This is a genomic window from Gordonia sp. GONU (assembly GCF_024733855.1).
In the GTDB taxonomy this organism is placed as follows: domain Bacteria; phylum Actinomycetota; class Actinomycetes; order Mycobacteriales; family Mycobacteriaceae; genus Gordonia; species Gordonia amicalis.
In genome coordinates this window covers 72,918-99,327 of sequence record NZ_JANRHB010000006.1, presented here as the reverse complement: position 1 = coordinate 99,327, position 26,410 = coordinate 72,918, and the positions used below count along the sequence as shown (strand labels likewise).

Genomic DNA, 26,410 nt, shown 5'->3' with positions numbered 1-26,410 from the left:
GCGAACAGTGGAGGACGATTCGCCCGCCGTGAGTGTGGTGACGCGCGCGATCCGCCAAATGTAGCCACCGTCACTCGACGATGCGTAATGTCGGATTCACCACCGGGGATGGGAACACAACCGTGCAATTGTGGGATTACATCGGCGACAATGCTCGCTCCCTCACGTTCTTGACCTACCAACACGCCTCGCTGTCGTTCCAGACCGTGCTGGTCGGCACGCTCGTCGCCATCGCGGTCGCCGCGCTGGTCTACCGGCTTCCGCTGGCGTCCGCACTCACGCTGACGTCTAGTCGTGTGGCACTGACGATTCCGTCGCTGGCCCTGCTGGCTCTGTTGATCGTCCCGTTCGGACTCGGTGTGACGCCGTCCTTCCTGATGCTCGCGTTCTTCGCGATGCTGCCGGTGATCGGCAACGCGGTGGTCGGCTTACGCTCGGTTCCGTCCTCGGTCGTCGAATCCGCCCGCGGCATCGGCCTTTCGCGCTGGCGCATCCTGCTGACGGTCGAGTTGCCGATCGCATGGCCGGTGATCCTGACCGGAATCCGGGTGTCCACGCAGATGATCGTCGGCGTCGCGGCGATCGTCGCCTACGTCCTCGGCCCGGGTCTCGGATCGCTCATCTTCAACGGCCTCGCCCGACTCGGCGGCGCCAACGCCCTCGAATCTGCGCTGGCCGGAACCATTCTCATCGTCATCATCGCGCTCGTCTTCGACGCTCTCCTGGTACTGCTCGGCCGACTCACCATCTCCAAGGGACTCTCATGACCGACTCCACCACCGCCCCGTCGTCGAAATCCCCGGCCCGCCAACCGTCGTCCGGCGCGACGGACCGCGTCGTCACCGGCGAATCGATCCGGCTCGAAGGCGTAGTCAAGCGTTATCGGGGCCAGACCAAGCCCGCGGTCGCCCGACTCGACCTGGAGATCGAAGCCGGTGACATCGTCGCCTTCGTCGGCCCGTCGGGCTGCGGCAAGACCACGACCCTCAAGATGATCAACCGGCTCATCGAGCCCACCGAGGGACGTATCTACATCGGCGGCCGAGATGTGACCGCGGAGAACCCGGATCGGTTGCGTCAGTCCATCGGTTACGTGATCCAGTCCGGCGGACTCTTCCCGCACTGGTCGGTGAGCAAGAACATCGGCACCATCCCGCGAATCCTCAAGTGGGACAAGAAGCGCATCGCCGAGCGGACCGAATACCTGATGGACCTGGTCGGACTCGACCCCGCGACGTTCGCCGACCGTCTACCCAAGGACATGTCCGGTGGCCAGCAGCAGCGTGTCGGCGTGGCGCGGGCCCTCGCCGCCGACCCGCCCGTCCTGCTGATGGACGAGCCGTTCGGCGCCGTCGACCCCATCACGCGAGCACGCCTGCAGGACAAGCTGATCGCCATCCAGCACGAACTCGGCAAGACGATCGTCATCGTCACCCACGACTTCGAAGAGGCCACCAAACTCGGCGACAAGGTCCTGATCCTCTCCGAGGGCGGGCACATCGAGCAGTTCGCCCCGCCGGAAGAGATTCTCGCCAACCCCGCCAGCCCGTTCGTCGAGGAATTCGTCGGATCGGGTGCGACACTGGCCCACCTGACCCTCACCCGCGTGCGCGACGTCGAGATCAAACAGGTGGTCACCGCTCGTGTCGGCGAACCGTCGGGCAGCGTCGTCAACCGTGCCAGAGCGGCCGGTGAGGATTGGCTGGTCGTCGTCGACGAACACGGGCGTCCACGGGCCTGGCCCTCCGTCGACGAGGTCGCCGCCAAACCCGAGGTGTCCGATTACCTCGACCCGCGGCTGCCGGTCGTCGCACAGTCCTCGACGCTCAACGACGCACTCGACTCGATGCTCGCGACCAGCCAGGGCGGCGTCCTCGTCACCGACGGCCGGGGCGCGGTGATCGGCGCACTGAACATCGCGTCGGTGATGGAGGCGATCCGCGGGCAACTCGCGGATGTCCGCGACGACGACCACCTCGGCTACCTCGACCACACCGAGGGGTCCGCACCCGTCGAGACCCCGATCGTCGCAGCCGACGACGGGTCGTCGCCCGCCGGCACCGAGACGGTCGTGGCACCCGAGGCGAGCGCCGAACGATGACCACCGTCGCCGACGAATCCGCGCGGGTCGCCGCCGCCGAAGAGCCTGTTCAGCCACCCCGGGGCGGTTTCCGACGACGGTTCGCGAAGGTACCCGTCGACGTCTGGTTCGAACCGCTGGTCATCATCGTCATCGGCGTCGGATTCGTGATCTGGTATCAGCGCACGACATTCACCGAGACCGAGAGTGCATCGATGTCGTGGCCGGCATTGCGGTCGACGATCCTCGATCACATTCAGCTCACGCTCGTGGCGACCGTGATCGTCGTGTGTATCGCCATCCCGCTCGGGATCGCCCTGACCCGCCCATCTCTGAAGTGGCTCAACCCGATTGCGATCAACATCGCCAACATCGGGCAGGCGGCCCCGGCGATCGGCCTGCTCGTGCTGTTCACGTTCTGGCTCGGCACCGGATTCAACACGGCGGTCGTCGGTCTCGTCGTCTACGCGGTGCTGCCGATCCTGCAGAACACGATCGTCGGTCTGCGACAGGTCGATCAGCGGACGGTCGAGGCGGCACGCGGAATCGGATTGTCCGGAGCGCGCACACTCTTCCAGGTCGAGTTACCACTCGCGGTCCCCGTCATCTTGAACGGTGTGCGCACCGCGCTGGTCATCCTGGTCGGCACCGCGACGCTGAGTACGTTCATCGGCGCGACGAGCCTCGGCACGCTCATCACGACCGGCATCACCCTGTTCCTACCGAAACTGCTCGTCGCCGGCGCCGTCCTCGTCGCGCTGCTGGCGATGGCGATCGACTGGCTCGGGCGACTCGTCGAATTGGCCGCGACACCGCGGGGGGTCTCATGAGAAAGACTGCCCTGGCCTCCGTCACGGCGATGCTCATGATCGTGGTCGCCGGTTGTGGGCTGGTCAGCTCGTCGGGCACCTTCCGCGAGGCGTTCCTGGCCGACGGGTCGACGCCCCTGGCGGGCTCCGAGATCCGGGTGACGTCGAAGAACTTCAGCGAGTCCGTTCTGCTGGGCAAGATCACCGCGACCTACCTCGGCGCGGCGGGGGCGGCCGTCAAGGATCTGACGAACGCACCGGGTTCCATGTCCTCGCGCCAGGCACTCCTCAACGGCGACGCCGACATCCTCTGGGAGTACACGGGAACCGCCTGGCAGACCTACCTCGGCGAGACCGAGACCATCTCCGACCCGAACGTGCTGTGGCAACGCGTCCGCGACGCCGATCGCGCCAACGGGGCCGAATGGCTTCCGCCGGCCGCCTTCAACAACACCTACGCATTCGCGGCGTCGGCGCCGACGGCGAAACGTCTCGACGTGGCGACGATGTCGGACATCGCGAAACTGCCGGTGTCGGAGCGGACGTTCTGCGTCAACGACGAGTTCCTGAGTCGTGCCGACGGTTTGATCCCGATGCTGAAGGCATATGACATCCCGCTGGGGCAGCCCGACGGTGTGCCGAAGGACAACGTCACGATCATGGACTCCGGTGTCGTCTACACCTCGACGGCACGCAGTACACCCTGCAACTTCGGCATGGTGTACTCCACCGACGGCCGGATCAAGAACCTCGATCTCACGGTGCTCACCGACGACCGGAAGTTCTTCCTGCCGTACAGCGGTTGTGTGGTCCTGAGCACGAGACTCAACAAGGAAGCACCCCAGATCGCCGAACTGATGGCGCCGGTGTCGGCGAAGCTCACCGACGCGGTGATGCAGGAACTCAACGGCCGCATCGACATCGACGGCGAGGACCCCGCCGACGTCGCCTACGACTGGCTGAAGGCGGAGGGCTTCATCGCCTGACCGTGCCGCTCGGGCGGCGACCGTTCACGGTGCATCGGCGGTCAGGGTCGCTCGCGACGAGGGCGGAGGTCGCAGTAAACCCTGATCGTCCTCGGCCTGGCGACCCGGCTGGCGGCGGTGCCGCTGCTGATCGACATCAGCGGGGCGATCGTGCTGACCAAACTGCGCGAGCTGAGCCCCGGCGGATTCGGTGGCGTGCAAGGCTTTTGGGGTATGGCCCACGATGCGCGCACCGATTTCGCGATGCTGCTCGGGTTGATCTTCCTGCTCTGGGTCGGGCCGGGCCGCTGGTCACTGGACGCGGTGATCGCCCGGCGTGCTCAGCGCACGCGTAGCAAGGCCATGAACCCGTAGTCCATATGCAGTTGCTGGTGGCAGTGCAGCAGCGACGCTCCCATCTGGTCGGCGACGACATCGATGGCCATCTCCTGGTAGCCACCGAGCATCACCACATCCTTGCGCAGCCCCGCGGTCGGTGTCCCAGCGATGTGGGTGACCTCGAAGGTGTTGCGGTGCAGGTGGATCGGGTGGATGTCGTCGGTGGCGTTGCGCCACCGCAGCCGGTACCGGCGACCCTGCGCCAGGTCGAACACCGGTGTGCCGGTGTCCATGTCGAACGCGGCACCGTTGAGGGTCCACACGTTGTAGCCGTCGCGGTCGGCGTTGCGTTTGTCGATCAGCAGCTCGAGCTGCTGATCCGGTGCCGCCGCGCTGGCGCCGGGCCGGGTGAACGACCGGTAGTCCCACGTGAACGGCGGCGGGGCGCTCCATTGTGGTTCGCCGGTGCGGCCGGCGTATTCCACGACGATGCCCATGCCGTTGCCGCGGTCGTCATCGGACAGATCACCGAGCACCCACACGCCGGGATTGGTCATCTCCACCACCGCCGAAATCCGTTCGGCGGTACCGAGCCACAGCACCGGCACCCGCGCCGGGTTCGGCACCGGGTTGCCGTCTAGTGCAAGCACGGTGAAGGTGTGACCGGGCAGGGCGAGGCTGCGGTTCTCGGTCGCGCTGCCGTTGACCACGTGCAGCAGCACCCGTTCGCCTTCTTTCACCCGGATCGGGTCGCCCTGGCCGAGCATGCGGCCGTTGATGGTGAAGGTGTCGTAGCCGACCTCGTATCCGTGCGGCTTACCTGCGGCCAGCGAGGCCGCCATGGCTGCCTCCCCTCGATCGTGCAGCTCCGCGACCGGTTGCCCGGCCAGGAAATCGGCGGCCATGTCCCCGCCCTGGCTCAGCGAGGGCCCGAACTCCTTGAGGGTCAGGAACACCTCCCGGTCGTAGGCACCGGGATCGTGCTTCGGTTCGATGTAGACAGGCCCGACCTGCCCGTTGTATTGGCCCAGTTCCAGGTTCGCGCCGGTGACCAGGTGCGTGTGATAAAACCGCAGCCCCGACGGGCCCGGTGTGAACGCCAGCCGCCGCGACCCGTGGGCGGGGATGTACGGGGTGCCTTCCTCGGCAGACCCGTCCACCTCCACGGGCACCACCTGTCCGTGCCAGTGCAGCTGTTCGGGGGTGCCGGTGTCGTTGTGGACCTCGACCACCACCGGCTTCCCTTCGGTGAACCGCAGCAACGGGCCCGGGAACTGCCCGTTGTACAGCGTGGTCGACACCACCCGCCCCGGCGCCACCTCCACGTGCCCCTGCCCGATGCGCAGCGTGTGATCGGGTTTGCCCGGTCCCGATGACCGGCTGCATCCCGCCGCCACCGTGGCCGTGCAACCGGCCGCCACGACCGCGCCGGCCATGCCGAGGAACTCGCGCCGGGATACCCGCCTCACCGTGTCCGTCACCTTCTCCGAGATATCGGAAACCGATGTCGCACCACGATATCTCGCGCAGCCGGGCACCGCTGCAGCGCTCGTCAGATCGTCGCCTTCGAAACCCCAACGCCGCCGGCGATTGGTTGTTTACTGTTGCTCCCCCACCAGGACTCGAACCTGGAATGCCTGAACCAAAATCAGAAGTGTTGCCGATTACACCATGGGGGAATACTGCGCTGACGATTGTGCCACAGCGCTCCGGCGACGACGTGACGCCACCGGTCGACTTCGTCTCGACTCCCGGACTTCGATCGAAGTCCAGGAGTCGAGACGAGGTCTGTCAGTCGAGTCAGTCCTTCGGGCCGCCGGCGACGTAGACGACCTGACCGGACACGAAACCGGCACCCTCGCTGATGAAGAACGACGCGGTGTGGGCGATGTCCTCGGGGACGCCGACGCGGTTCACCGGGATCTGGCTGGCGGCGGCCTTCTTGAAGTCCTCGAAGGGCACGCCGACGCGCTCGGCGGTGGCGGCGGTCATCTCGGTCTCGATGAAACCGGGGGCGATGGCGTTGGCGGTGACGCCGAACTTGCCGAGTTCGATGGCCAGGGTCTTGGTGAAGCCCTGCATGCCGGCCTTGGCGGCGGAGTAGTTGACCTGGCCGCGGTTGCCGAGAGCCGAGGTGCTCGACAGGTTGACGACGCGGCCCCAACCGGCGTCGACCATGTACTTCTGGGCGGCCTTGGTGACGTTGAAAGCACCGCGCAGGTGGACGGCCATGACCGCGTCCCAGTCGTCGACGGTCATCTTGAACAGCAGGTTGTCGCGGGTGATGCCGGCGTTGTTGACGACGACGGTCGGCGCACCGAGCTCATTGGCGACCTTCTCGACGGCGGCCTGCACCGACGCCTCGTCGGCGACGTTCGCGCCTACGGCCAGCGCCTTGCCCCCCTTGTCGGTGATGGCCTTGACGGTGTCGGCGCAGGCATCGGCGTCGAGGTCCAGGACGGCCACGGCCAGGCCGTCATCGGCCAGTCGCTTGGCCACGGCAGCACCGATGCCCCGTGCCGCGCCGGTGACGATCGCGGTCTTCTGCGTGCTCATTCATACCTCCGTTGGTCGGTGTGCGCACCGGGACGCCCGGCGCACGTATGTCGTCCGCTCCCCGCCTGCGCATCGACACCGAGCGCCGTGGGCGCCGATCGATCGCTCGGGTGAGACGGTCCCTTGTGTTCTATCAGGTGCGGTCGGAGGACGTGTGGTGCATCACGTCGGAGCCCGTATCCACCGAAAATCGGTGCGGCGCGTTATTGCACGGTTCTACCGGTGCGTAGGATCGCACCCGACGTGAACACCGATGAAGGAAGAGGGTGGGCATTCGATGTCGGGAACGTCGTCATCTGTGGCCGTGATCGTGCTGGCCGCGGGTGCCGGTACCCGCATGAAGTCCAAGACCCCCAAAATCCTCCACACGATCGGCGGCCGATCCCTCCTCGGCCACGCCCTGCACGGCGCATCGGACCTCGACCCCGATCATCTCGTCGTGGTGGTCAGCCATGAACGGGAACGGGTCTCCGCCGCCGTCGCCGACCTCGCCGGCCAACTGGGTCGTGAGATCGCGATCGCCGAGCAGGACCTGCCGCGCGGCACCGGCGACGCCGCCCGCGTCGGTTTGACCGGTCTTCCCGCCGACTTCGACGGCACGGTCGTCGTCACCGCCGCCGACGTCCCGCTCCTCGACGCCGAGACCCTGCGCGGTCTCATCGCCACCCACACCGCCGACGGCGGTGCCGCGGTCACACTGACCAGCTTCATCGCCGACGACCCGACCGGTTACGGACGCATCATCCGCGCCGACGACGACTCGGTCCGCGCGATCGTCGAGCACAAGGACGCGACCGCCGAGCAGCGCGCGATCACCGAGGTCAACGCGGGTGTCTACGCGGTCGATGCCGCCGCGCTGCGGGACGCGCTCTCGAAGCTGTCCACCGACAACGTCCAGGGCGAGTTCTACCTCACCGACATCGTGGAGATCGCCCGCGAAGCCGGCCAGGCAGTCCGCGGTTTCACCGTCGCCGATCCCGTCCTCGTCGCCGGCTGCAACGACCGCGCCCAGCTCGCCGACCTCGGGGCCGAGCTCAACCGCCGCATCGTCCGCCGCCACCAGATCGACGGTGTCACCGTCGTCGACCCGGCGACCACCTGGATCGACGTCGACGTGACGATCGAGGCGGATGCGCGGATCGAACCCGGCACACAGCTGTACGGCCGCACCCACATCGCCGCCGACGCGGTCGTCGGGCCCGACACCACGCTGACCGACGTGACGGTCGGCGAAGGCGCTCACGTCATCCGCACCCACGGCAGCGACGCCGTCATCGGCGGCGACGCCTCCGTCGGTCCGTTCGCCTACCTGCGACCGGGCACCGTGCTCGGCGTCGCGGGCAAGATCGGCACCTTCGTCGAGACGAAGAACGCCACGATCGGCGACGGCTCGAAGGTCCCGCACCTCACCTATGTCGGCGACGCAACCATCGGCGAACACTCCAACATCGGGGCGTCGAGCGTCTTCGTCAACTACGACGGCGTGAACAAGCACCGCACCGTGATCGGCGACCATTGCCGCACCGGTTCGGACAACATGTTCGTCGCCCCGGTGACCGTCGGCGACGGGGCATACACCGGCGCCGGAACCGTCGTGCGGCAAAATGTACCGCCGGGAGCCCTCGCGGTCTCGGCGGGAGCACAGCGTGTCATCGAGGACTGGGTCGTCACCAAGCGGCCCGACACCGCGGCGGCGCGCGCGGCCATCGAGGCGCACAACAAGGACCTCGGGTCCGCCTGAGGCGGTCCCGACAACGGTCTGCCGTTCGCGGCAGGCAGCCCAGAAGATCGACATCGAAACCGACAGAAGAGTTTTCATGACCTGGACCACCGACAACCAGAAGAACCTGATGCTGTTCTCTGGTCGTGCCCATCCCGAACTGGCTGAAGCAGTCGCCACCGAACTGGGCATCAAGGTGACCCCACAGACTGCACGCGACTTCGCCAACGGCGAGCTGTTCGTCCGTTTCGAGGAGTCCGTGCGCGGCTCGGACGCCTTCGTGCTGCAGAGCTGCCCCTACCCCCTGAACCAGTGGGTCATGGAAGCGCTGATCATGATCGACGCGCTCAAGCGCGGTTCGGCCAAGCGCATCAGCGTGATCCTGCCGTTCTACCCCTACGCCCGCCAGGACAAGAAGCACCGCGGACGCGAGCCCATCTCGGCCCGCCTGATCGCCGACCTCCTCAAGACCGCGGGTGCCGACCGCATCATCACCGTCGACCTGCACACCGACCAGATCCAGGGATTCTTCGACGGCCCGGTCGACCACATGCACGCCCTCGGCCAGCTCGCCGGCTACGTCTGCGACAACTACGGGACCGACAACATCACCGTCGTGTCGCCGGACTCCGGTCGTGTGCGCGTCGCCGAGAAGTGGGCCGACGCCCTCAACGGCGCTCCCCTGGCGTTCATCCACAAGACCCGCGACCCGTTGGTCCCCAACCAGGTCAAGTCCAACCGCGTGGTCGGTGAGGTCGAGGGACGCACCTGCGTCCTGATCGACGACATGATCGACACCGGCGGCACCATCGCCGGGGCGGTCCGCGTCCTCAAGGACGCCGGTGCAGGCGACGTCATCATCGCCACCACCCACGGCGTCTTCTCCGATCCCGCTGCCGAGCGCCTGGCCGGCTGCGGCGCCAAGGAGGTCATCGCGACCGACACGCTGCCCATCCCGGACGACAAGCGCTTCGAAAACCTCACCGTCCTGTCGATCGCCCCGCTGCTCGCCCAGACGATCCGCGAGGTCTTCGAAAACGGTTCGGTCACAAGCCTCTTCGACGGCATCGCCTAGTCTTTTCAGTCCCTCTCACCGCCGCGCCCGGATGTTCTCACGAACATCCGGGCGCGGTGTTTATCCCGCCCTCCGCCGGGTCTCCGACGGCGCGACCCCGTACTTGCGCCGGTAGGCGGCGGCGAACCGGCCGGTGTGCATGACGCCCCAACGGGTCGCGATGTCGGTGACGGTCGAGGTTCCGCCGCAGGCCATCAGGTCGTTGTGGATGCACTCGAGCCGGACGTCGAGCACGTACTCCATGGGACTCATCCCGACGCATTCGCGGAAGCTCTGCTGCAGGCGCCGCGCGCTGACCGTCCCGATCTCCGCCAGCTCACCCACGGTCCAGGGCCGGGCCGGGTCGGCGTGGATGGCGTCGATGACGCGCTTGACCATACGAGGACGCGTACCGGCCATCGGTTCGTCGGTGTCGGGTAGCGCTGCCAGCACCAGGGCGGTGGTGAGCATGCCGCCCAGCTGTTCGGCCATCCGCGGGTTGCGCAACAGGATGCCCTCGCACTGCGCGACCTGCTGACGCGCCGACCTCAGCAGCCCGAGCCATTCCGCGCCGGCGCCGGTGCGCAGATCGAGCTGGCGGGTCAGTGACCTGCCGGGGCGGCCGGCGATCCGATCGATCTCACGCTGCAGGTAGTCGCGCTCGACCTTGAAGCCGATGATCTCGCAGCTCTTGCTCCAGTTGGTGATGACCGTCGGGGTGTCTGGCGGGTTCAGTGTCGCCTGACCTGGTTCGGAGACGATCTCCCGACCATCGGTGACCGACGCGATGCTGCCGGACAGCGGAATGTTGATGGCCCAGGCCCCCGGATGGTCGGTGTCGATCGACACATCCGCGCCGAAACCGATCCGCGCGAGCACCGTCGCAGCGATCGGCGTCGACTCCAGGCGATAGCGGGAGGCGTCGTCGTGGGACAGCGGCCGCAACTCATGGGGGAAATAGGCATCCGCGACGACCTCGTGGACCTCGTCCCAGTCCGCGATACCCGAACCCACGACGCGACGCGGTGTAGGCGCATCCGGCGACGCCGGCACGCCCGCGCGGTGTGCCCCCGAAAGGGGCGGCTCTGCCCTCACACGGTCCAGCGTAACTGTGACTGCCATCACTTCCAGCGATAGGAAGCGATCCAGATCGCATGGTTGCGCACATCGGATCGACCCTTCGCAATGCGGATCGACGGGATGTGATCGCGGTCATACGTTGGGTCGCACCGCCACACCAGACACTGCTCGAGCACGAAGGAGCTGATCCCCATGGACCAACGCACGATGCGCAACATCTTCGGCCAGTTCGCCACCGGCGTCACCGTCATCACCTGCGCGAACGACGAGGGCACCCCGCACGGCGCGACGGTCACCGCGTTCACCCCGATCTCGATCGAACCCCGCCTGTGCCAGGTGACTCTCACCCGCAAGTCCAAGGCGTGCGGCTTCCTCGACGACGCCCCGTTCGCGGTGAACATCCTGAAGTCGGATCAGCTCGACACCGCCATGCACTTCGCCGGCAAGCCGCAGGAACTTGGTCCCGAATGGAACAACCAGTGGCTGGTTCCCGCCCTCGCCGGCACGGCCGCCACCTTGATCTGCTCGCCCTGGGCGTCCTACGACGGCGGCGACCACATCATCTACATCGGCGAGATCGTCGACGCCCGCGTGGACACCGAGGCCGAACCGCTTCTCTTCTACCGCAGCAAGTTCCACGAGCTCGGCGACACCTCCGGGGCGGCCGCCTACTGCGGCAGTCTCGACGACCCGCACAGCCGGTGGTTCGACGCGACCGCCCGCTTCCACCCGACCTGCGTTCCGGTCGGCGCACCCGCCTGATCCCCACCCATTCCAGCCATCAACGACATCGACCGTCACACAACACAAGTGAGGACCATCATGACCGCAACCGACATCGCCCCCGACACCGAGACGAACAACAACGTGGACCGGTCGAAGGTGAACGTCGCCGCCGACTCCGAGGCCAACCGCACCGAGAACTTCGCCACGAGGCCCATGACCGGCGACGAGTACATCGATTCACTGCGTGACGACCGCGAGATCTGGCTCAACGGCGAGCGGGTGAAGGACGTGACGACCCACGAGGCCTTCCGCAACCCCATCCGGATGACCGCGCGCCTCTACGACGCCATGCACGACCCGGCGACCAAGGACAAGGTCACCGCACCCACCGACACCGGCAACGGCGGCGTGACCATGCCGTTCTTCCGCGCACCGAAATCGGCCGACGACCTGCGCGCCGACCGCGACGCCATCGCCACCTGGGCGCGGATGACCTACGGCTGGATGGGCCGCAGCCCCGACTACAAGGCCAGCTTCCTCGGCACCCTGCACGCCAACTCCGAGCTGTACGCACCGTTCCAGGCCAACGCCGAGCGCTGGTACAAGGAGTCGCAGGAGAAGGTCCTGTACTGGAACCACGCCATCATCAACCCGCCGGTCGACCGCCAGCTCCCGCCGGACGAGGTCGGTGACGTCTTCATGAAGGTGGAGAAGGAGACCGACGCCGGCCTCATCGTCTCCGGCGCCAAGGTCGTCGCGACCGGTTCGGCCATCACCAACTACAACTTCATCTCCCATTACGGTCTGCCGATCAAGAAGAAGCAGTTCGCCCTGATCTGCACCGTCCCGATGGACGCCCCGGGGGTGAAGCTGATCTGCCGCTCCTCCTATACCCAGCAGGCCGCGGTCATGGGCACCCCGTTCGACTACCCGCTGTCGAGCCGCATGGACGAGAACGACACCATCTTCGTCTTCGACAAGGTGCTCGTCCCGTGGGAGAACGTCTTCATGTATGGCGACGTCGACAAGATCAACGCCTTCTTCCCGCAGTCCGGTTTCCTGCCTCGCTTCACCCTCCAGGGCTGCACCCGCCTCGCGGTCAAGCTCGACTTCATCGCCGGCCTGCTCCTCAAGGCCCTCGACTGCACCGGCGCCGGCGGGTTCCGCGGCGTGCAGACCCGCGTCGGCGAGGTCATCGGATGGCGAAACCTGTTCTGGTCGTTGAGCGATGCCATGGTCAACAACCCCGAGCCGTGGATTGGTGACACCGTCATCCCGAAGCTCGAGTACGGCCTGACCTACCGCATGTTCGCCCAGCAGGGCTATCCCCGCGTGAAGGAGATCATCGAGCAGGACGTCGCCTCCGGTCTGATCTACCTGCCGTCGAGCTCGGCGGACTTCAAGAGCCCCGACGTCCGCCCGTACCTCGACAAGTACGTCCGCGGCTCCGACGGCATCCTCGCCGTCGATCGCGTGAAGGTCATGAAGGCGCTGTGGGATTCGATCGGCAGTGAGTTCGGCGGCCGCCACGAGCTCTACGAGCGCAACTACGCCGGGAACCACGAGGGCGTCAAGGCCGAACTCCTCATGTTCGCCGACGCACGCGGCACCGTCGGGGAGATGAAGGGTCTCGCCGAGCAGTGCCTGTCCGAGTACGACCTCGACGGCTGGACCGTGCCGGACCTCATCGGCAACGACGACGTCAGCTACTTCGGCAACCGCTGAACCTCCCTCTCGCACAGCCCATCCAAACCAGGAGACATCATGACCACCATCGAACGGCCGACTGCCGCCGACAACCCGGCCGCCGTCGAATCACCGACCGCAGCGGGCTCCGGAAGCGCCGCGACCGCGGCCTTCGCGGGCCATCGGTTCACCGCCGACACCTCACCGGAACGTCTGTCGGCCATCGCATCCGAGGCCTTCGCCGGCTTCAGCGCACTGATCGACAAATACGAGATCACCTACGACGAGTACCGCGTCCTCAAGCAGTGGCTCATCGACGTCGGTGAGGGTGGTGAGTGGCCGCTTCTGCTCGACGTGTTCGTCGAACACGACATCGAAGAGGTCAACTCGCGGAAGTTCAAGGGCACCAAGGGAAGTATCGAAGGCCCCTACTACCTCCCCGATTCCCCGCTGTTGCCCGCCCGTTGCACCCTTCCGATGCGCAGCAGCGACGCCCGCGAGACACCGTTCGTGATGCACGGCCAGGTCACCGACCTCGACGGCAACCCGATGGCGGGTGCCACGATCGAGATCTGGCACGCCGACGCCGAGGGCTACTACTCGGGATTCGCACCGCATATCCCGGACTGGAACCTGCGCGGCACGGTCGTGACGGATGGTCACGGTCGCTACGAGATCACCACGATCCAGCCCGCGCCGTATCAGATCCCGACCGACGGACCGACCGGCAAGTTCATCGAGGCCGCCGGATGGCACCCGTGGCGTCCGGCTCATCTGCATCTGCGGGTGTCGGCCAAGGGGCGGCATCCGATCGTCACCCAGCTGTACTTCGCGGGTGGTGACTGGCTCGACAGCGACGTCGCCTCGGCGACCAAGCCGGAGCTGCTCCTCGACCCGAAGCCCGACGCGGACGGACGGAACGTCGTGCAGTACGACTTCGCACTCGATCCCGAGTAGCGATCTCACCCGCAGAACGGGTTCGCGAGCGGTCCGGGTTCTCCCCCTCTGGAGCCCGGGCCGCTTTCGGCTGGGTATGGTGTATTTCGTGGACGCGACGATCTATCACAACCCGAAGTGCTCGACCTCGCGCAAAGCGCTGCAGGCCCTCCGCGACGCCGGCATCGAGCCGGCGGTCGTCAAGTACCTCGACGAGCCCTACACGCGCGAACAGCTCGTAGCGCTGTTCGCCGACGCCGGGGTCACCCCCGCGCAGGCCGTACGCAAACGCGAGGCTCTCTACAAAGAGCTCGACCTCGCGTCGGCCACCGATGATCAGATCCTCGACGCGATGGTCGAACACCCCATCCTCGTCGAGCGGCCGATCGTCGTGACCGACAAGGGAACCCGCATCCCGCGGCCGATCGAGAAGCTCGACGAGATTCTCTGAAGGGGCGTCGGTCCCGAACGCGTCGGGACTTTCGTCAGCGATTCGTACATCTTTGTGCCAGAACGCGATTCAGCTGTTCCAGACACCCTCGATCGCGAGTAGCGTAGCTCACGACGCCGGCCGTCGACCATTGATCCCTCTCCCTCTGGAGGTGCCGTGAGCGACCACGAAGCAAAGATGATCATCCTGTCCACCGAGAACCTGGACGAGTCGATCACCTTCTACACCGAGACCCTGGGCATGTCGCTGAAGTTCCGCGACGGCGCCCACTTCGCCGCACTCGACGCCGGCGCGGTCACGCTCGCCCTCGCCACCTCCGTCGACCACCCCATCCCGGGCAAGGTCGTCGTGGGAATCAAGACCGCCGACGTCGACGCCGCCGCGAAGGCGATCGAGGCAGGCGGCGGCGCCATCGTGAAGGGCCCCTACGACGACGCGCACGAACGCCGTGCCGTGGTGTACGACAACCAGGGCAACGGCCTGGTCTTCTACAGCCCGCTGGCCAGGTAATCCCGGTTCGGCGCCGGTAACGGCTTCTGCACCGCGGGCAGGGCGAGCGCGGTAACGCCTCGCACCAACCCCTTCGTCATGTCGAAGTAGTCGAAGTAGTCGCGCCACACCGCGATCCGGCCTTCGCGGATCTCGAAGCGGCCGCACACCCAGAACTGCAGATGAAGCCGCCCGAAACGCAGCTCGTCGACACGCTCGGTCAGCACGACGCCCGCATCGTCGGAGCTCACGTTGACCATGCGGTAGTTGAAGCCGATCCATGATTTCTTCGCGACGCCGCCCAGCACTCCGGCGACCTTCCGCTTGCCGTGGATGGTCGGCAGCGACACGTTGGTGTAGGCGATGTCGTCGTCGACGCACGCCAGAGCACCTGCGGTGTCGTTGCGGACGAACGCGTCGAGGAATGCCGTCACGATCTCGATCGGGGTCTGTGAGGTCATGGCAGCCAAGTATGCCCTGCCACCGGCCGCCGAGGTACCGTGATGTGACATCCCGGCAGGTCATCGACTATCCTGACCGACGTTGTCTCGGCGAGGGTGATTTAGTCACCGTGATCGGCGCGACCATCGCAGTCTCCTCGGGTGCCCGCATGCGGCCCGGTGGGTGTCCGCGGTCGGAATCCGTGCCCGTTGCTCGTCGCGACGGACGAACGACCGCAACCACTGATCAGAGGAGATCATCATGGCAACTCAGGCCTCCAAGCTGTCCGTCAGCACCCGCACCGAGAAGGGCAAGGGCGCCGCTCGTCGCGCTCGTCGTGAGGGCAACGTTCCCGCCGTGCTCTACGGCCACGGCACCGACCCGCAGCACCTGCACCTCCCGGCTCGCGAGTTCGCCGCGATCCTGCGTAACAACGGCCTCAACGCCATCATCGATCTCGACATCGAGGGCTCCAGCCAGCTCGCGCTCACCAAGCAGGTCGATGTCCACCCGATCCGCAACTACATCGAGCACGCCGACCTCCTCATCGTCCGCCGCGGCGAGAAGGTGACCGTCGAGGTCGCCATCGTCGTCGAGGGTGACGCCGCTCCGGGCACCCTGGTCGTCTCCGACGCCAGCGTCGTCGAGGTCGAGGCCGACGCCCTGTCGATCCCCGAGCAGATCGTCGTCAACGTCGAGGGCGCCGAGGCCGGCACCTCGATCCACGCCTCCGATCTGGACCTGCCGGAGGGCGTCACCCTGACCGCCGATCCGGAGACCCTGATCGTCGCCGTGAACGAGGCCCAGGCCGCCGCCACCGAGTCCGAGGCCACCGAAGGTGCCGAGGAAGAGGCTGCCGCCGAGGCTCCCGCGGAGTCGGAGTAATCCGACCCCGAGACTGCTCGACTCGAGTGGTGAAACTGCCCCAGTGGTGAAATTGATTGTCGGACTCGGTAATCCCGGGTCCAAGTACGAGAAGACGAGGCACAACGTCGGCGCGATGGTCGCCGACGGCCTCGTCGACTCGGCAGGCGAGCGCTGGAAGGTTCACAAGAAATCCGGTGCTGAGGTCGCCGAGGTCCGCCTCGGCGGCCAGTCTGTTCTCGTGGCCAAGTCACGCGTCTACATGAACGAGTCCGGCCGGCAGATCGGTCCGCTGGCCAAGTTCTATTCGGTCACGCCGGCCGACCTCATCGTCGTGCATGACGAACTCGACATCGATTTCGGCGCGGTGCGTCTCAAACGCGGCGGTGGCGAAGGCGGCCACAACGGGCTGCGGTCGATCAGCCAGGTGATGGGCACCCGCGACTACCTGCGCGTACGCATGGGCATCGGCCGTCCGCCCGGCCGGCAGGACCCCGCCGACTTCGTGCTGAAGCCGTTCCCGTCCGCGGACCGGGCCGAGGTCGAGCTGATGATCCGCAACGGCTGCGACGCCGTCGAACTGCTCGTCTCCCAGGATCTGGAGAGCGCACAGAACACCGTGCACGCCTGGTAGGCGTGCACGGTGTTCCCCTGCTCCCTGAGGAGGCCCGGAGCCTGCGAAGGGCCGTCTCGAAGGGTCACGCGTTCTCCTTGCGGAACACCGAAGTGCCCCACCAGGTTCCGAGGCTCGCCAGGACGAGTGCGGCCAACACTCCCCACAGCACCTGAGCGCTTGCGAGGTCGCCGCCGAACGTGTCGCGCACGGCGTCGACGATCCAGCGGAACGGCATGAAATCGCTCAGTCCCTGCAACCATTCCGGTCCGAGCGTCATCGGCAGCAGGATTCCCGACAGCAACAGCACCGGCATCATCACCATGTTGATGAGCGGGGCCATCACGTCCTCGCTCTTGGTGGTCAGTGCCAGGGCATTCGACGCCGCGGCGCACGCACCACCGATGAGCAGTGTGATGAGGATGCCGAGGATCACGCCGATCATCGATCCGCGCATGCCCATGGCGAATCCGAGAGTGACCAGGATCAGAGCCTGCACCAGCAACTGCAGCATGTCGCGCATCAGGCGACCGGTGAGCAGTGCGGTCCGGCTCGCCGGAGTCACCCGCTCTGCCTCGATGACACCCTCGCGCCATTCCCCGATCAGGCTGAAGCCGGCGAACAGCGCCCCGAACAGTCCCAGCTGCACGAGCAGACCCGGCACCAGGAAGGTGTACGGATTGTCGGCGCCACCGGGGAACTGGGCGACCAGCGGTTTGAGCAACGGTCCGAACAGCAGCAGATACAGGATCGGCTGCATGACACCGATCAGGACCCAGGCGGGATTGCGCAGGTTCATCCGGATCTGACGCCGGAACACGATGGTGCTGTCACGGAAGAAACTGTTCATCGGGCGACCTCCTGCTCGGTGCGGCGGGTTGCATCGTCGGAAACGGTTGCGGCAGAGACGGCATCGGGTTCGACCCCGGGCACGTCACCGACCGGATCGCCGGCGGTCTCCGCGTCGCGCAGGGACCTGCCGGTGAGGGTGAGGAAGACGTCGTCGAGGGTCGGGCGGATGACCTCGATGGAATCCAGCGAGATCCCCGACGCGTCGAGGTCACGGAGCAGTCCGGGCACGGCCCGGCCCGCGCGCGGCACCCGGCCGCGAACGTGGCGGCCGTCCACCTCGATCCTTCCGTCGCCGTCACCCCCCGTGACCGACGCGAGTTTCTCGGCGGCCGTGGTGACCGCCGCCGCGTCGGCGACCTCGAGCGACACCAGATCGCCGGAGACCTGGGCCTTGAGGTTGTCGGGGGTGTCGGCGGCGACGATCCGTCCGTTGTCGATGATGAGGATCCGGTCCGAGAGTTCGTCCGCCTCGTCGAGATAGTGCGTCGTGAGGAACACGGTCGCGCCGCGCTCACTGCGCAGCCTGCGGATGTGCTCCCACAGATTGGCCCGGGCCTGCGGGTCGAGGCCCGTCGTCGGCTCGTCGAGGAAGACCAGCGACGGTTCGTGGACGAGGCCCATCACGATGTCGAGGCGCCGCTTCTGCCCCCGGACATGTTCTTGGGCATCCGTTCCCACAGGCCGTCGAGCTGCAGTTCCGAGAACAACGCCTGGCCTCGCCGGGTCGCCTCCGCTCTCGTCAACCCGTACAGCATCCCGTGGTCGACGATCTCGTCGCCCGCCTGCGCCTGGCTGAACGTGCCACCGGCCTGGGACACGTACCCGATGCTGCGACGCACCGAAACCGGATCTTCGACGACGTCGTAGCCGTTGACCGTCGCGGTGCCCGCGGTGGGCCGCAGCAGTGTCGTCAGCATCCTCAGTGTGGTCGTCTTGCCCGCTCCGTTGGGCCCGAGGAAGCCGACCACCTCCCCCTCGGCGACGTCGAGGTCGACGCCGTCGACGGCTCGCACCTCGCGCTTCTTCTTTCCTTTCCCGGTGTGGAACACCTGGACCAAACCACGCGCATGAATCATGCGGACTCTCCTTCTCCCACTGGCTGTCTGTCGTGCCGGACGCGCACCCCGTCGTGCGCTGATCGTCGTATCGAGCGGCCGATTTCCGACGCTGACGTGAGGTATCGACCGATCTGCGCCCCAGTTTTCATCGCAATGAGGACACATTCGGTCCTCTTCGGGGGTGGAGATCGGAATCGGCCGGTAACGATGTGCGAAGGGGAGGCGGTACTTCCCAGTAAGTGACCCGGTGAGTACCGTCGTATGGCGGGTCACATATTCGGAAGGAAGACCATGGCAGTCATCGCGGACACCTCAGGGATCAACAACATCGGCATGCTCGGTATCGGCGCCTATCGCCCCGAGCGTGTGGTCACCAACGACGAGATCTGCGAGCACATCGACTCCTCCGACGAGTGGATCTACACCCGTACCGGCATCAAGACCCGCCGGTTCGCCCGCCGCGACGAGAGCGTCATGGAGATGTCCGTCAACGCCGGACGCAAGGCGATCGCGAACGCCCTCCTGCACGGCTCCGACATCGACGCCGTCATCCTCGCCACCAACACGCATCTGCTCCTGACCCCGGCCGGTGCAACCAAGGTCGCCACCGAACTCGGCTGCAACGGCGTCCCCGCCTTCGACGTCACCGTCGGCTGTGCCGGCTTCGGCTACGGCATGGCCCTCGCGTCGGACATGATCCGCGGCGGCAGCGCCACCAACGTGCTGGTCATCGGCGCCGAGCAGCTGTCGGTCGCCCTGGACATGACCGACCGCACCAACTGCTTCATCTTCGGCGACGGCGCCGGCGCCGTGGTCGTCGGCCCCACCGAGGAACAGGAACTCGGCCCGGTCGTCTGGGGTTCGGACGGCTCGCAGTTCAACGCCATCCGCCAGGACTTCGACTGGGTGACCTTCCTCGACGGTGACCGCGTCCAGCGCCCCTACCTCCGCATGGAGGGCACCGCGGTGTTCCGCTGGGCCGCCTTCGAGATGGGCAAGGTTGCCGTCCGCGCCCTCGAGGCCGCGAAGATCGGCTCCGAGGACCTCGACGTCTTCGTCCCGCACCAGGCCAACGCACGCATCAACGAGCTGCTCGCCAAGAACCTCAAGCTGCGCGAGGGCGCCGTCGTCGCCAACGACATCGAGTACACCGGCAACACCTCCGCCGCCTCGATCCCGCTCGCCATGGAGGACCTCCTCTCCACCGGCAAGGCGCAGCCGGGCCAGACCGCCCTCCTCCTCGGCTTCGGTGCCGGACTCTCGTACGCCTCGCAGGTCGTCAAGCTTCCGCCGGTGCCGTTCGAGTAGGTCGCCCCTCTTCCAGATGCGGCAGTTGGTCCCGGATTCCGGAACCAACTGCCGCATCTGTTCTCAGGCAGCGAGCGCCTGACGTACGCGCTCGACGACGTACCCCGGACGTTCCGTGAGATCCGCCCAGGTGTAGTTGAGGACCGTCCAGCCCAGCGCGATGAGGTCGTTGCGACGACGCCGGTCGCGCTGGAAGGTCTCGGCATCGCGATGGAAGGCCATGCCGTCGATCTCGACGGCGAGCATCCTGTCCGGGAACGCCACATCGACGAAGTAGCCGCCGACCGGGTGATTGCAGACCCAGCCCTCCACCCCGCCGTCGCGGAGAAGATCGACGGCCAGTCGTTCGGCCGCGGACCGGGCTCCTGTCTCGACCCCCGCCATCAACATCGCGATCTCGGCAGAGTCCGCCTTCCCCCGACGTCGCGCCGCTGCGGTCCGCAGCTGTTCCATCGACACGCGGCGGAGCAACAGCGCGGCGTCGAGGACACTGCTGTCGCTCTCGACGGAAGCCTCCAGCACAGACAGCGGCAACGAAGTGACGAGTAGATGGTCGCGGGTGACCGTCTCGGCGTCTACGAGCGGCCGGTACCGCACCCGCACCCCGTCGACCGGCGATCCGTGCCGGGATCGTGGCGCGGTCACCGTGAACTTCTTCGGCGGGTCGTCGACGATTCCGTGCCACCACGCAGCCCCGAGCCCGGACAGAGCGGCGTCGACGCCGCCTGCAGCGACTGCGAGCCGGGCGCGGGTCCGCGGCGTCACCGGATGATCGGCCAGGGTGTACACCCCTCGCGATTGCGGCGTCCACAGACCGGACCCGACTCGCCTATGGACCCCCGACTTGGTCAGCCCGAACTCCACGGCATCGGCGAATGTCACGACCCCGTCCCGAGCGAGCGCATGTTGACGAAGGCGGGATGGTGTCTGCACGCCTCTTGGACGCATCCAACCCGTCGCCGGGTTCCCAGCATATGAGATTGCGGCAACCAGTCCCGGATAGCGGCACCAACTGCCGCATCGTCATCGGAGGCGCGAGTTTGGAGGCCCCCGACCAGCCGAGTAGCCTCGAATCTCGTGAGTTCTGACGTCGCAACCGAGGTCAAGCGTCGACGTACCTTCGCGATCATCTCCCATCCGGACGCCGGCAAGTCGACGATGACCGAGGCGTTGGCCTTGCATGCGCGCATGATCAGCGAGGCGGGTGCGATCCACGGCAAGGCGGGACGCAAGTCCACCGTCTCCGACTGGATGGAGATGGAGAAGGCCCGCGGCATCTCGGTCAGCTCCACCGCGCTGCAGTTCAACTATGCCGCCGAGCACAGCGACGCGGACATTCCGAGCGTGATCAACCTGGTGGACACCCCCGGTCACGCCGACTTCTCCGAGGACACCTACCGCGTGCTGACGGCGGTCGATGCGGCGGTGATGCTCATCGACGCCGCCAAGGGCCTCGAACCGCAGACCCTGAAGCTCTTCCAGGTGTGTCGCCACCGCGGTATCCCGGTGATCACCGTCATCAACAAGTGGGACCGTCCCGGCCAGACCCCGCTGGAGCTGATCGACGAGATCACCGAGCGCATCGGCCTCACCCCGACCCCGCTGTTCTTCCCGGTCGGCATCGCCGGTGACTTCCGCGGTCTGCTCGACCGTCGCACCGGCGAGTATGTGCACTTCACGCGCACGGCCGGCGGGGCGAAGATCGCCCCCGAGGAGATCATGAGCGCCGACGACGCCGCGGCGCGCGAAGGCGACGAATGGACCGCCGCCGTCGAGGAGAGCGAACTGCTCTCCGAGATGGGTCAGGACCACGACCAGGAGCTGTTCCTCGCCGGCCAGACCTCGCCGATGATCTTCGCCTCGGCGATGCTGAACTTCGGGGTGCGGCAACTGCTCGAGGTGCTCGTCGAGCTCGCTCCGCCGCCGGCCGGTCGCCTCGACATCGAGGGCAACGAACGCCCGGTGACCGACCCCTTCAGCGCCGTCGTCTTCAAGGTGCAGGCCGGGATGGACTCGAGCCACCGAGATCGGTTGGCGTACATGCGGATCGTGTCCGGCGAGTTCGAACGCGGCATGGTCGTCACGCACGCGCAGACCGGAAAACCGTTCGCCACCAAGTACGCCCAGGCCGTGTTCGGCCGGGATCGCTCCACGGTCGACACCGCATATCCGGGCGACGTCGTCGGACTGGTGAACGCGACCGCACTGGCCCCGGGTGACACCCTCTTCGACGGCCCCAGGGTCCAGTTCCCGCCGATCCCCTCGTTCGCACCCGAACACTTCTCGACGCTGCGCGCGACCACGGCCGACAAATACAAGCAGTTCCGCAAGGCGATGGACCAGCTCGACAGCGAGGGCGTCGTGCAGGTACTGCGCAACGACACCCGTGGCGACATGTCGCCGGTGCTCGCCGCGGTGGGCCCCATGCAGTTCGAGGTCGTGACCGCGCGGATGAAGGCCGAGTTCAACGTCGACACGATCATCGAGCCGCTCGGGTACACGCTGGCCCGACGCACCGACGCCGAGAGTGCACCCGAGCTCGACCGCCAGCGCGGCGTCGAGGTGTTCACGCGCACCGACGGCGCGATCCTGGCGCTCTTCAGCGACAAGTGGCGCCTGCAGTACATCGAGAAGGAACATCCCGACCTGACGCTGCAACCCCTTGTCGCCGCGGCGGATTGACCCGATGAGGCGTCACCTCGTACGCACCCGTGGTGTCGGCGCGCTGGTCGCGGTGTTCGCGGCGGCGCTCCTGATCTCGGGCTGCGCCAGCGGTCAGCCGCCGGCCGCGACGTCGACGAGCGTCGCACCCACGCCGACCGCACGGCCGATCGATCCGGCGAAATGCGCCGAGAAACCGCTACAGGGCAATGTCGACCGCGGCGGCCACGGCCTCGACTTCCGTTCCGGCGACATCCGAATCGCGATCACCGAACCGGTAGCCACGCCGACCGGTCTCCCGGCAGCCGGCGGCCGCGAGACCTCCGAGGAAGCGGCCACCTGCTACGAGTTCGCGCGGTGGGGTCCGGCGCGGCCCGACGTCCCGCCGGATTCACTGTTGTTCGTGTTCAAGGGAACCGGGACCGACGGCGCCCAGATCGAGTTCCCCGTCAGCGAATTGACCGGTGGCACCGTCCCGCCCGCCGGTGGCGGACCACGCCCCACCGCGGGACCCCTGACCACACCGATCAATGCCCAGATCGGGGTCTCGGTCGACGGTGTCTACCACCAGTCCTCGGCATGCCGGCTCAGCATCAGCGGGATGTCGGGCAAACTCGCCGCCGGTTCGTTCACGTGCCCGGAAGCCTCCCGCGTCGACGCCAATCCGTTCGCGCCCGACGACGACGTCGCCTACGACACCGACGAGTCGTCGACGAGCCGGAGACCCGACGCCGGCACCCCGTCGACGGTCGTCCTGTCCGGACGGTTCCAGGTCACTCCGTAGGGGTTTCGGCTCACGCACCCACGATCCGCGCGACCACCGCCGGGTCGACGTCGTCGATGGCGGCGGGGTCGAAGGACGGGTTGCGGTCCTTGTCCACCAGCACCGCGCGCACTCCCTCGAGGAAGTCGTTGGTCGCCGTGATCTGTTGCGCCGCATGCAGTTCCCGGTCGAAGCACTCGTCGATCCCCGACTGCGCGCCGGCGTTGATCATCGCGGCCGTCACCCACAAGCTGGTGGGTGAGGCCTTCTCCAGCAGGCCGATCATCTCCGCGGCCCAGTCGTCGCCGATCGCACCGCGCAGGCCGCCGACGATCGCGTTGACGTTGTCGTCGGCGAAGTACTCCCCGATCTTGCGCAGCGGGACGTCGCTGGTCTCGGTCGTTCCCGACGACGCCAGCGCATCGGCAAGGGGATCGCCGGAACGGATCGATTCGGCGACTCCGGCCAGATCGGCAGACGCGACGAAATGCGTTGCCAGGCCGACGGCCACCGCGTCGATCCCGCGGATACGGGCCCCGGTGAGGCCCAGCCACATGCCGACGCCCTCGGGCAGCCGCGGGAGGAAGTAGGTGGAGCCGATGTCGGGGAAGAATCCGATCGCGGTCTCGGGCATCGCGATCATCGCCTTCTCGGTCACCACCCGGATCTCGCCGTGGACGCTGATGCCGAGGCCGCCGCCCATGGCCGCGCCGTCGATCAGGCTGACGTAGGGCTTGGGGTAGTCGGCGACCATCTGGTCGAGGCGGTACTCGCTGTTGAAGTAACGCGTGATCGCCGTGGTGTCCCCGTCGAGCGAATAATCGCGTATCGCACGGATGTCACCGCCCGCGCAGAACGCGCGGTCGCCGGCCGAGGTGACGAGTACCGTCTCGATCGAGTCGTCGTCACCCCACTCGCCGAGCGTGGCGTACATGTCGTCGATCATGGTCTGGTCCAGCGCGTTCAGAGCTTTCGGCCGGTCGAGGACGATCTCACCGACGCCGTTGGACACCGAGGTGCGAATGAAGGACATGCCCTCAACCGTAGCGGTGCCGGAGGTCCGGGTTCATCGCACCGGAATGAGACCGGGAGAAAACGCGTTGGCAGACCCGAGCACATCTACTACGGTGAACTCCGCAGTTGCCGACGACACGAGGAGTGATCCCACCCGATGAAGAACTGAAGTGGCCCCCGCCGACGCGCGATGTCGATGAGACACCCGTCGGTGAATCCGAACCACTTCAGGAGTTCTCGTGTCCACTGCCCTGCCCTCTTCTGCCCAGTCCCCGTCTTCTCCGGGATCGTCGATCGTGTTGTCCGACGTCTCGTTCAGCTGGCCCGACGGCACCGTCGTCTTCGATCACCTCAACCTCACGCTGGGTGCGTCGACGTATTCGTTGATCGGCGCCAACGGTGCGGGCAAATCGACGTTGCTCGGCTTGATCGCGCAGCGTCTGCGCCCGGCGTCGGGCAGTGTCGCCATCGCCGGCACCGGGCCCGCGCCGGAGGTCGGGATCGTTCCGCAGGACCCGCAGTCGGACCCGGGATCGACCGTGTCCGCAGCGCTCGGTATCGACGGTATCCGCGACGCGATCCGTCGCATCGAGGGCGGGTCTGTCGACCCCGCCGACTTCGATGCCGTCGGCGACGACTGGGATGTCGACGAACGGGCGATCGGACTCCTCGAACAGATGAGTCTGCCCGCCGATCTCGATCGGCGGGTCGGCGCCCTGTCCGGTGGCGAGGCGACGCTGTTGTCGATCGTCGCCGCGCTCATGCGCCGACCGTCGGTACTGCTCCTCGACGAACCGACGAACAACCTCGACACCGGCTCGCGAACAAGGCTTTTCGATGCCATCGACACCTTCGCCGGCACGGTGGTCGTGGTGAGTCACGATCTCGAACTGCTCGAGCGCGTCGATGCGACACTCGAGTTGTACCGGGGTCGGGTCCGCGTGTTCGGCGGTCCGTATTCACACCACCGCGACATCGTGGATGCCGAGCAGGAGGCCGCCGAGGCCGCGGTCGCCAATGCGGCCGGCGATCTGCGAAGGCAGCGCCGTGAGCTGGTCGACGCCCGGATCAAGCTCGATCGCCGCGCCCGCACCGCGGCGACCGCCGAACGGGAGAAGCGCGTGCCGAAGATCATCGCGCACAAGCGCCGAAGCGAGGCCCAGGTGTCGGCCGGGAAGCTGCGCAACGCCCATCGTGACGACGTCGCGGCGGCCGCTTCCCGTCTGGACGGGGCACGAGAGGAGATCCGGAACGAGCGCACCGCCGGGATCGTGGTGCCGGAGGTCGAACTGGCGCCACGCACCCAGGTCGTCACCGATGATCGGTTGCGGATCGATGGTCCGGAACGGATCGCGCTCGTGGGCCCCAACGGATGCGGGAAGTCGACGCTGATCGCGGACCTCATCGCACGCGAGGCCATTGCGGTGCCGTATGCGTATGTGCCGCAGCAGATCGTCTTCGACGACCCGTCGCTGTCGGTCGCCGGCCTGGTGTCCGCACATCACCCGGACATCGGCACTCAGGAGGTGCGTTCGCATCTGGCACGGTTCCTGTTCCGCGGCGCCCGCGCCGACCGTGCGCTCGAGGAGCTCTCCGGCGGTGAGCGGTTGCGCGTCGGCCTCGCCGACGCACTGCTCGGGGATCCGATCCCGAGGCTGCTGATCCTCGACGAACCGACCAACAACCTGGACCTCGACACGGTCACCCAGCTGGTCGCCGCACTCGAGAGGTGGAATGGCGCGCTGCTCGTCGTCTCGCACGATGCCGGGTTCCTGGAGCGGGTCGGGATCGATCGTCGCGTCGGGGTGGGCGGGTCATCGTCAGCGCAAACCTTCGATCCATAGGTAGTCCCTCACGGCGCCTGAGCCGCCCCCACTTTGAGCATCACCGGCCTCTCGTGATCGGATGGCTGTTACGCACCGCAACAGCCATCGGGTGCGCCGCG

24 protein-coding genes, 1 tRNA gene and 2 pseudogenes are annotated in these 26,410 nt (G+C 67.0%); 18 read left to right on the top strand and 9 right to left on the bottom strand.

The annotated features are described in order from the left end of the window. The first annotated feature begins 122 nt into the window (after positions 1 to 122). The 5 genes and pseudogenes from NWF34_RS08175 to NWF34_RS08155 all read left to right on the top strand — a co-directional run. Positions 123 to 767 carry an ABC transporter permease gene (locus NWF34_RS08175; protein WP_024497817.1) on the top strand — a complete coding sequence of 215 codons (645 nt, stop codon included), beginning with the start codon at positions 123 to 125 and terminating at the stop codon, positions 765 to 767. Further along, entirely contained in the window at positions 764 to 2,101 is a 1,338-nt protein-coding gene (locus NWF34_RS08170) for an ABC transporter ATP-binding protein (protein WP_258324678.1), read from the top strand. The genes NWF34_RS08175 and NWF34_RS08170 overlap by 4 nt, the downstream gene beginning before the upstream one ends. Further along, complete coding sequence (locus NWF34_RS08165) at positions 2,098 to 2,910, top strand: ABC transporter permease (RefSeq protein WP_258324677.1); 813 nt, start codon at positions 2,098 to 2,100, stop codon at positions 2,908 to 2,910. Before NWF34_RS08170 ends, NWF34_RS08165 begins: the two co-directional genes overlap by 4 nt. Then, complete coding sequence (locus NWF34_RS08160) at positions 2,907 to 3,875, top strand: glycine betaine ABC transporter substrate-binding protein (protein ID WP_258324676.1); 969 nt, start codon at positions 2,907 to 2,909, stop codon at positions 3,873 to 3,875. Before NWF34_RS08165 ends, NWF34_RS08160 begins: the two co-directional genes overlap by 4 nt. A gap of 78 nt (positions 3,876 to 3,953) precedes the next feature. Continuing rightward, positions 3,954 to 4,229 (top strand): annotated as a pseudogene (locus NWF34_RS08155) (DoxX family protein); the annotation flags it as partial. Here the strand turns inward: NWF34_RS08155 and NWF34_RS08150 are convergent. From NWF34_RS08150 to fabG, 3 genes are all read right to left on the bottom strand, one after another. Next, positions 4,196 to 5,629, bottom strand: coding sequence for a multicopper oxidase family protein (locus NWF34_RS08150; protein ID WP_375295638.1), 1,434 nt, complete (start codon positions 5,627 to 5,629; stop codon positions 4,196 to 4,198). The pseudogene NWF34_RS08155 and the gene NWF34_RS08150 sit on opposite strands and share 34 nt — an antisense overlap. A gap of 171 nt (positions 5,630 to 5,800) precedes the next feature. Beyond that, a tRNA-Gln gene (locus NWF34_RS08145) sits at positions 5,801 to 5,872 on the bottom strand. A 121-nt stretch (positions 5,873 to 5,993) separates the two neighbouring features. Next, on the bottom strand, positions 5,994 to 6,749 hold the full coding sequence (fabG, locus tag NWF34_RS08140) for a 3-oxoacyl-ACP reductase FabG (RefSeq protein WP_024497828.1): 756 nt from the start codon (positions 6,747 to 6,749) through the stop codon (positions 5,994 to 5,996). 277 nt (positions 6,750 to 7,026) lie between these two features. Between fabG and glmU the strand changes: the two genes are divergently transcribed. Both glmU and NWF34_RS08130 read left to right on the top strand, forming a co-directional pair. Next, complete coding sequence (gene glmU, locus NWF34_RS08135) at positions 7,027 to 8,490, top strand: bifunctional UDP-N-acetylglucosamine diphosphorylase/glucosamine-1-phosphate N-acetyltransferase GlmU (protein WP_258324674.1); 1,464 nt, start codon at positions 7,027 to 7,029, stop codon at positions 8,488 to 8,490. A 76-nt stretch (positions 8,491 to 8,566) separates the two neighbouring features. Beyond that, entirely contained in the window at positions 8,567 to 9,544 is a 978-nt protein-coding gene (locus NWF34_RS08130; protein WP_006437029.1) for a ribose-phosphate diphosphokinase, read from the top strand. A 60-nt stretch (positions 9,545 to 9,604) separates the two neighbouring features. Here NWF34_RS08130 and NWF34_RS08125 read toward each other — a convergent pair whose 3' ends face one another. Next, the gene (locus tag NWF34_RS08125) at positions 9,605 to 10,645 is read right to left on the bottom strand and encodes an AraC family transcriptional regulator (protein ID WP_258324673.1); all 1,041 of its coding nucleotides are present in this window, start codon (positions 10,643 to 10,645) and stop codon (positions 9,605 to 9,607) included. A gap of 150 nt (positions 10,646 to 10,795) precedes the next feature. On the opposite strand from NWF34_RS08125, the gene NWF34_RS08120 reads away from it, so the two are divergent. The 5 genes from NWF34_RS08120 (at position 10,796) to NWF34_RS08100 (ending at position 14,912) form a co-directional block, all read left to right on the top strand. Continuing rightward, positions 10,796 to 11,365 (top strand): flavin reductase family protein, encoded by a 570-nt coding sequence (locus NWF34_RS08120; RefSeq protein WP_182156310.1) that lies wholly within the window; start codon positions 10,796 to 10,798, stop codon positions 11,363 to 11,365. A 60-nt stretch (positions 11,366 to 11,425) separates the two neighbouring features. Further along, complete coding sequence (locus tag NWF34_RS08115) at positions 11,426 to 13,054, top strand: 4-hydroxyphenylacetate 3-hydroxylase family protein (RefSeq protein WP_258324672.1); 1,629 nt, start codon at positions 11,426 to 11,428, stop codon at positions 13,052 to 13,054. A 39-nt stretch (positions 13,055 to 13,093) separates the two neighbouring features. Then, entirely contained in the window at positions 13,094 to 13,972 is an 879-nt protein-coding gene (gene catA, locus NWF34_RS08110; protein WP_258324671.1) for a catechol 1,2-dioxygenase, read from the top strand. An 88-nt stretch (positions 13,973 to 14,060) separates the two neighbouring features. Next, the gene (gene arsC, locus NWF34_RS08105) at positions 14,061 to 14,402 is read left to right on the top strand and encodes an arsenate reductase (glutaredoxin) (RefSeq protein WP_024497834.1); all 342 of its coding nucleotides are present in this window, start codon (positions 14,061 to 14,063) and stop codon (positions 14,400 to 14,402) included. Positions 14,403 to 14,558: 156 nt separating this feature from the next. Beyond that, the gene (locus tag NWF34_RS08100) at positions 14,559 to 14,912 is read left to right on the top strand and encodes a VOC family protein (protein WP_006437038.1); all 354 of its coding nucleotides are present in this window, start codon (positions 14,559 to 14,561) and stop codon (positions 14,910 to 14,912) included. On the opposite strand, the gene NWF34_RS08095 is transcribed toward NWF34_RS08100, so the two are convergent. After that, a complete protein-coding gene (locus NWF34_RS08095) occupies positions 14,891 to 15,352 on the bottom strand; it encodes a limonene-1,2-epoxide hydrolase family protein (protein ID WP_258324670.1) in 462 nt (153 codons plus the stop codon). The genes NWF34_RS08100 and NWF34_RS08095 overlap by 22 nt on opposite strands. Positions 15,353 to 15,593: 241 nt before the next feature. On the opposite strand from NWF34_RS08095, the gene NWF34_RS08090 reads away from it, so the two are divergent. Next, positions 15,594 to 16,217, top strand: a complete 624-nt coding sequence (locus NWF34_RS08090) for a 50S ribosomal protein L25/general stress protein Ctc (RefSeq protein WP_258324669.1) — start codon at positions 15,594 to 15,596, stop codon at positions 16,215 to 16,217. 46 nt (positions 16,218 to 16,263) lie between these two features. Next, positions 16,264 to 16,830 (top strand): aminoacyl-tRNA hydrolase, encoded by a 567-nt coding sequence (gene pth, locus NWF34_RS08085; RefSeq protein ID WP_024497837.1) that lies wholly within the window; start codon positions 16,264 to 16,266, stop codon positions 16,828 to 16,830. Between the two features lie 64 nt (positions 16,831 to 16,894). On the opposite strand, the gene NWF34_RS08080 is transcribed toward pth, so the two are convergent. Together NWF34_RS08080 and NWF34_RS08075 are read right to left on the bottom strand one after the other, a co-directional pair. After that, entirely contained in the window at positions 16,895 to 17,659 is a 765-nt protein-coding gene (locus tag NWF34_RS08080; RefSeq protein ID WP_258324668.1) for an ABC transporter permease, read from the bottom strand. Then, positions 17,656 to 18,737: pseudogene (locus NWF34_RS08075) on the bottom strand (ATP-binding cassette domain-containing protein). The gene NWF34_RS08080 and the pseudogene NWF34_RS08075 overlap by 4 nt, the downstream one beginning before the upstream one ends. A gap of 273 nt (positions 18,738 to 19,010) precedes the next feature. Between NWF34_RS08075 and NWF34_RS08070 the strand changes: the two are divergent. Beyond that, positions 19,011 to 20,027, top strand: coding sequence for a beta-ketoacyl-ACP synthase III (locus NWF34_RS08070; RefSeq protein WP_024497840.1), 1,017 nt, complete (start codon positions 19,011 to 19,013; stop codon positions 20,025 to 20,027). Positions 20,028 to 20,090: 63 nt separating this feature from the next. On the opposite strand, the gene NWF34_RS08065 is transcribed toward NWF34_RS08070, so the two are convergent. Beyond that, the gene (locus tag NWF34_RS08065; protein ID WP_258324667.1) at positions 20,091 to 20,960 is read right to left on the bottom strand and encodes a type IV toxin-antitoxin system AbiEi family antitoxin domain-containing protein; all 870 of its coding nucleotides are present in this window, start codon (positions 20,958 to 20,960) and stop codon (positions 20,091 to 20,093) included. A gap of 144 nt (positions 20,961 to 21,104) precedes the next feature. Here NWF34_RS08065 and NWF34_RS08060 point away from each other — a divergent pair, with 144 nt between their 5' ends. Together NWF34_RS08060 and NWF34_RS08055 are read left to right on the top strand one after the other, a co-directional pair. Then, positions 21,105 to 22,709, top strand: coding sequence for a peptide chain release factor 3 (locus NWF34_RS08060; RefSeq protein ID WP_258324666.1), 1,605 nt, complete (start codon positions 21,105 to 21,107; stop codon positions 22,707 to 22,709). Between the two features lie 4 nt (positions 22,710 to 22,713). Further along, positions 22,714 to 23,472, top strand: coding sequence for a hypothetical protein (locus NWF34_RS08055; protein ID WP_258324665.1), 759 nt, complete (start codon positions 22,714 to 22,716; stop codon positions 23,470 to 23,472). A 10-nt stretch (positions 23,473 to 23,482) separates the two neighbouring features. On the opposite strand, the gene NWF34_RS08050 is transcribed toward NWF34_RS08055, so the two are convergent. Continuing rightward, a complete protein-coding gene (locus NWF34_RS08050; RefSeq protein ID WP_006437048.1) occupies positions 23,483 to 24,484 on the bottom strand; it encodes an enoyl-CoA hydratase/isomerase family protein in 1,002 nt (333 codons plus the stop codon). Between the two features lie 220 nt (positions 24,485 to 24,704). On the opposite strand from NWF34_RS08050, the gene NWF34_RS08045 reads away from it, so the two are divergent. Then, positions 24,705 to 26,309 (top strand): ATP-binding cassette domain-containing protein, encoded by a 1,605-nt coding sequence (locus tag NWF34_RS08045; protein ID WP_258324664.1) that lies wholly within the window; start codon positions 24,705 to 24,707, stop codon positions 26,307 to 26,309. Positions 26,310 to 26,410 lie beyond the last annotated feature (101 nt).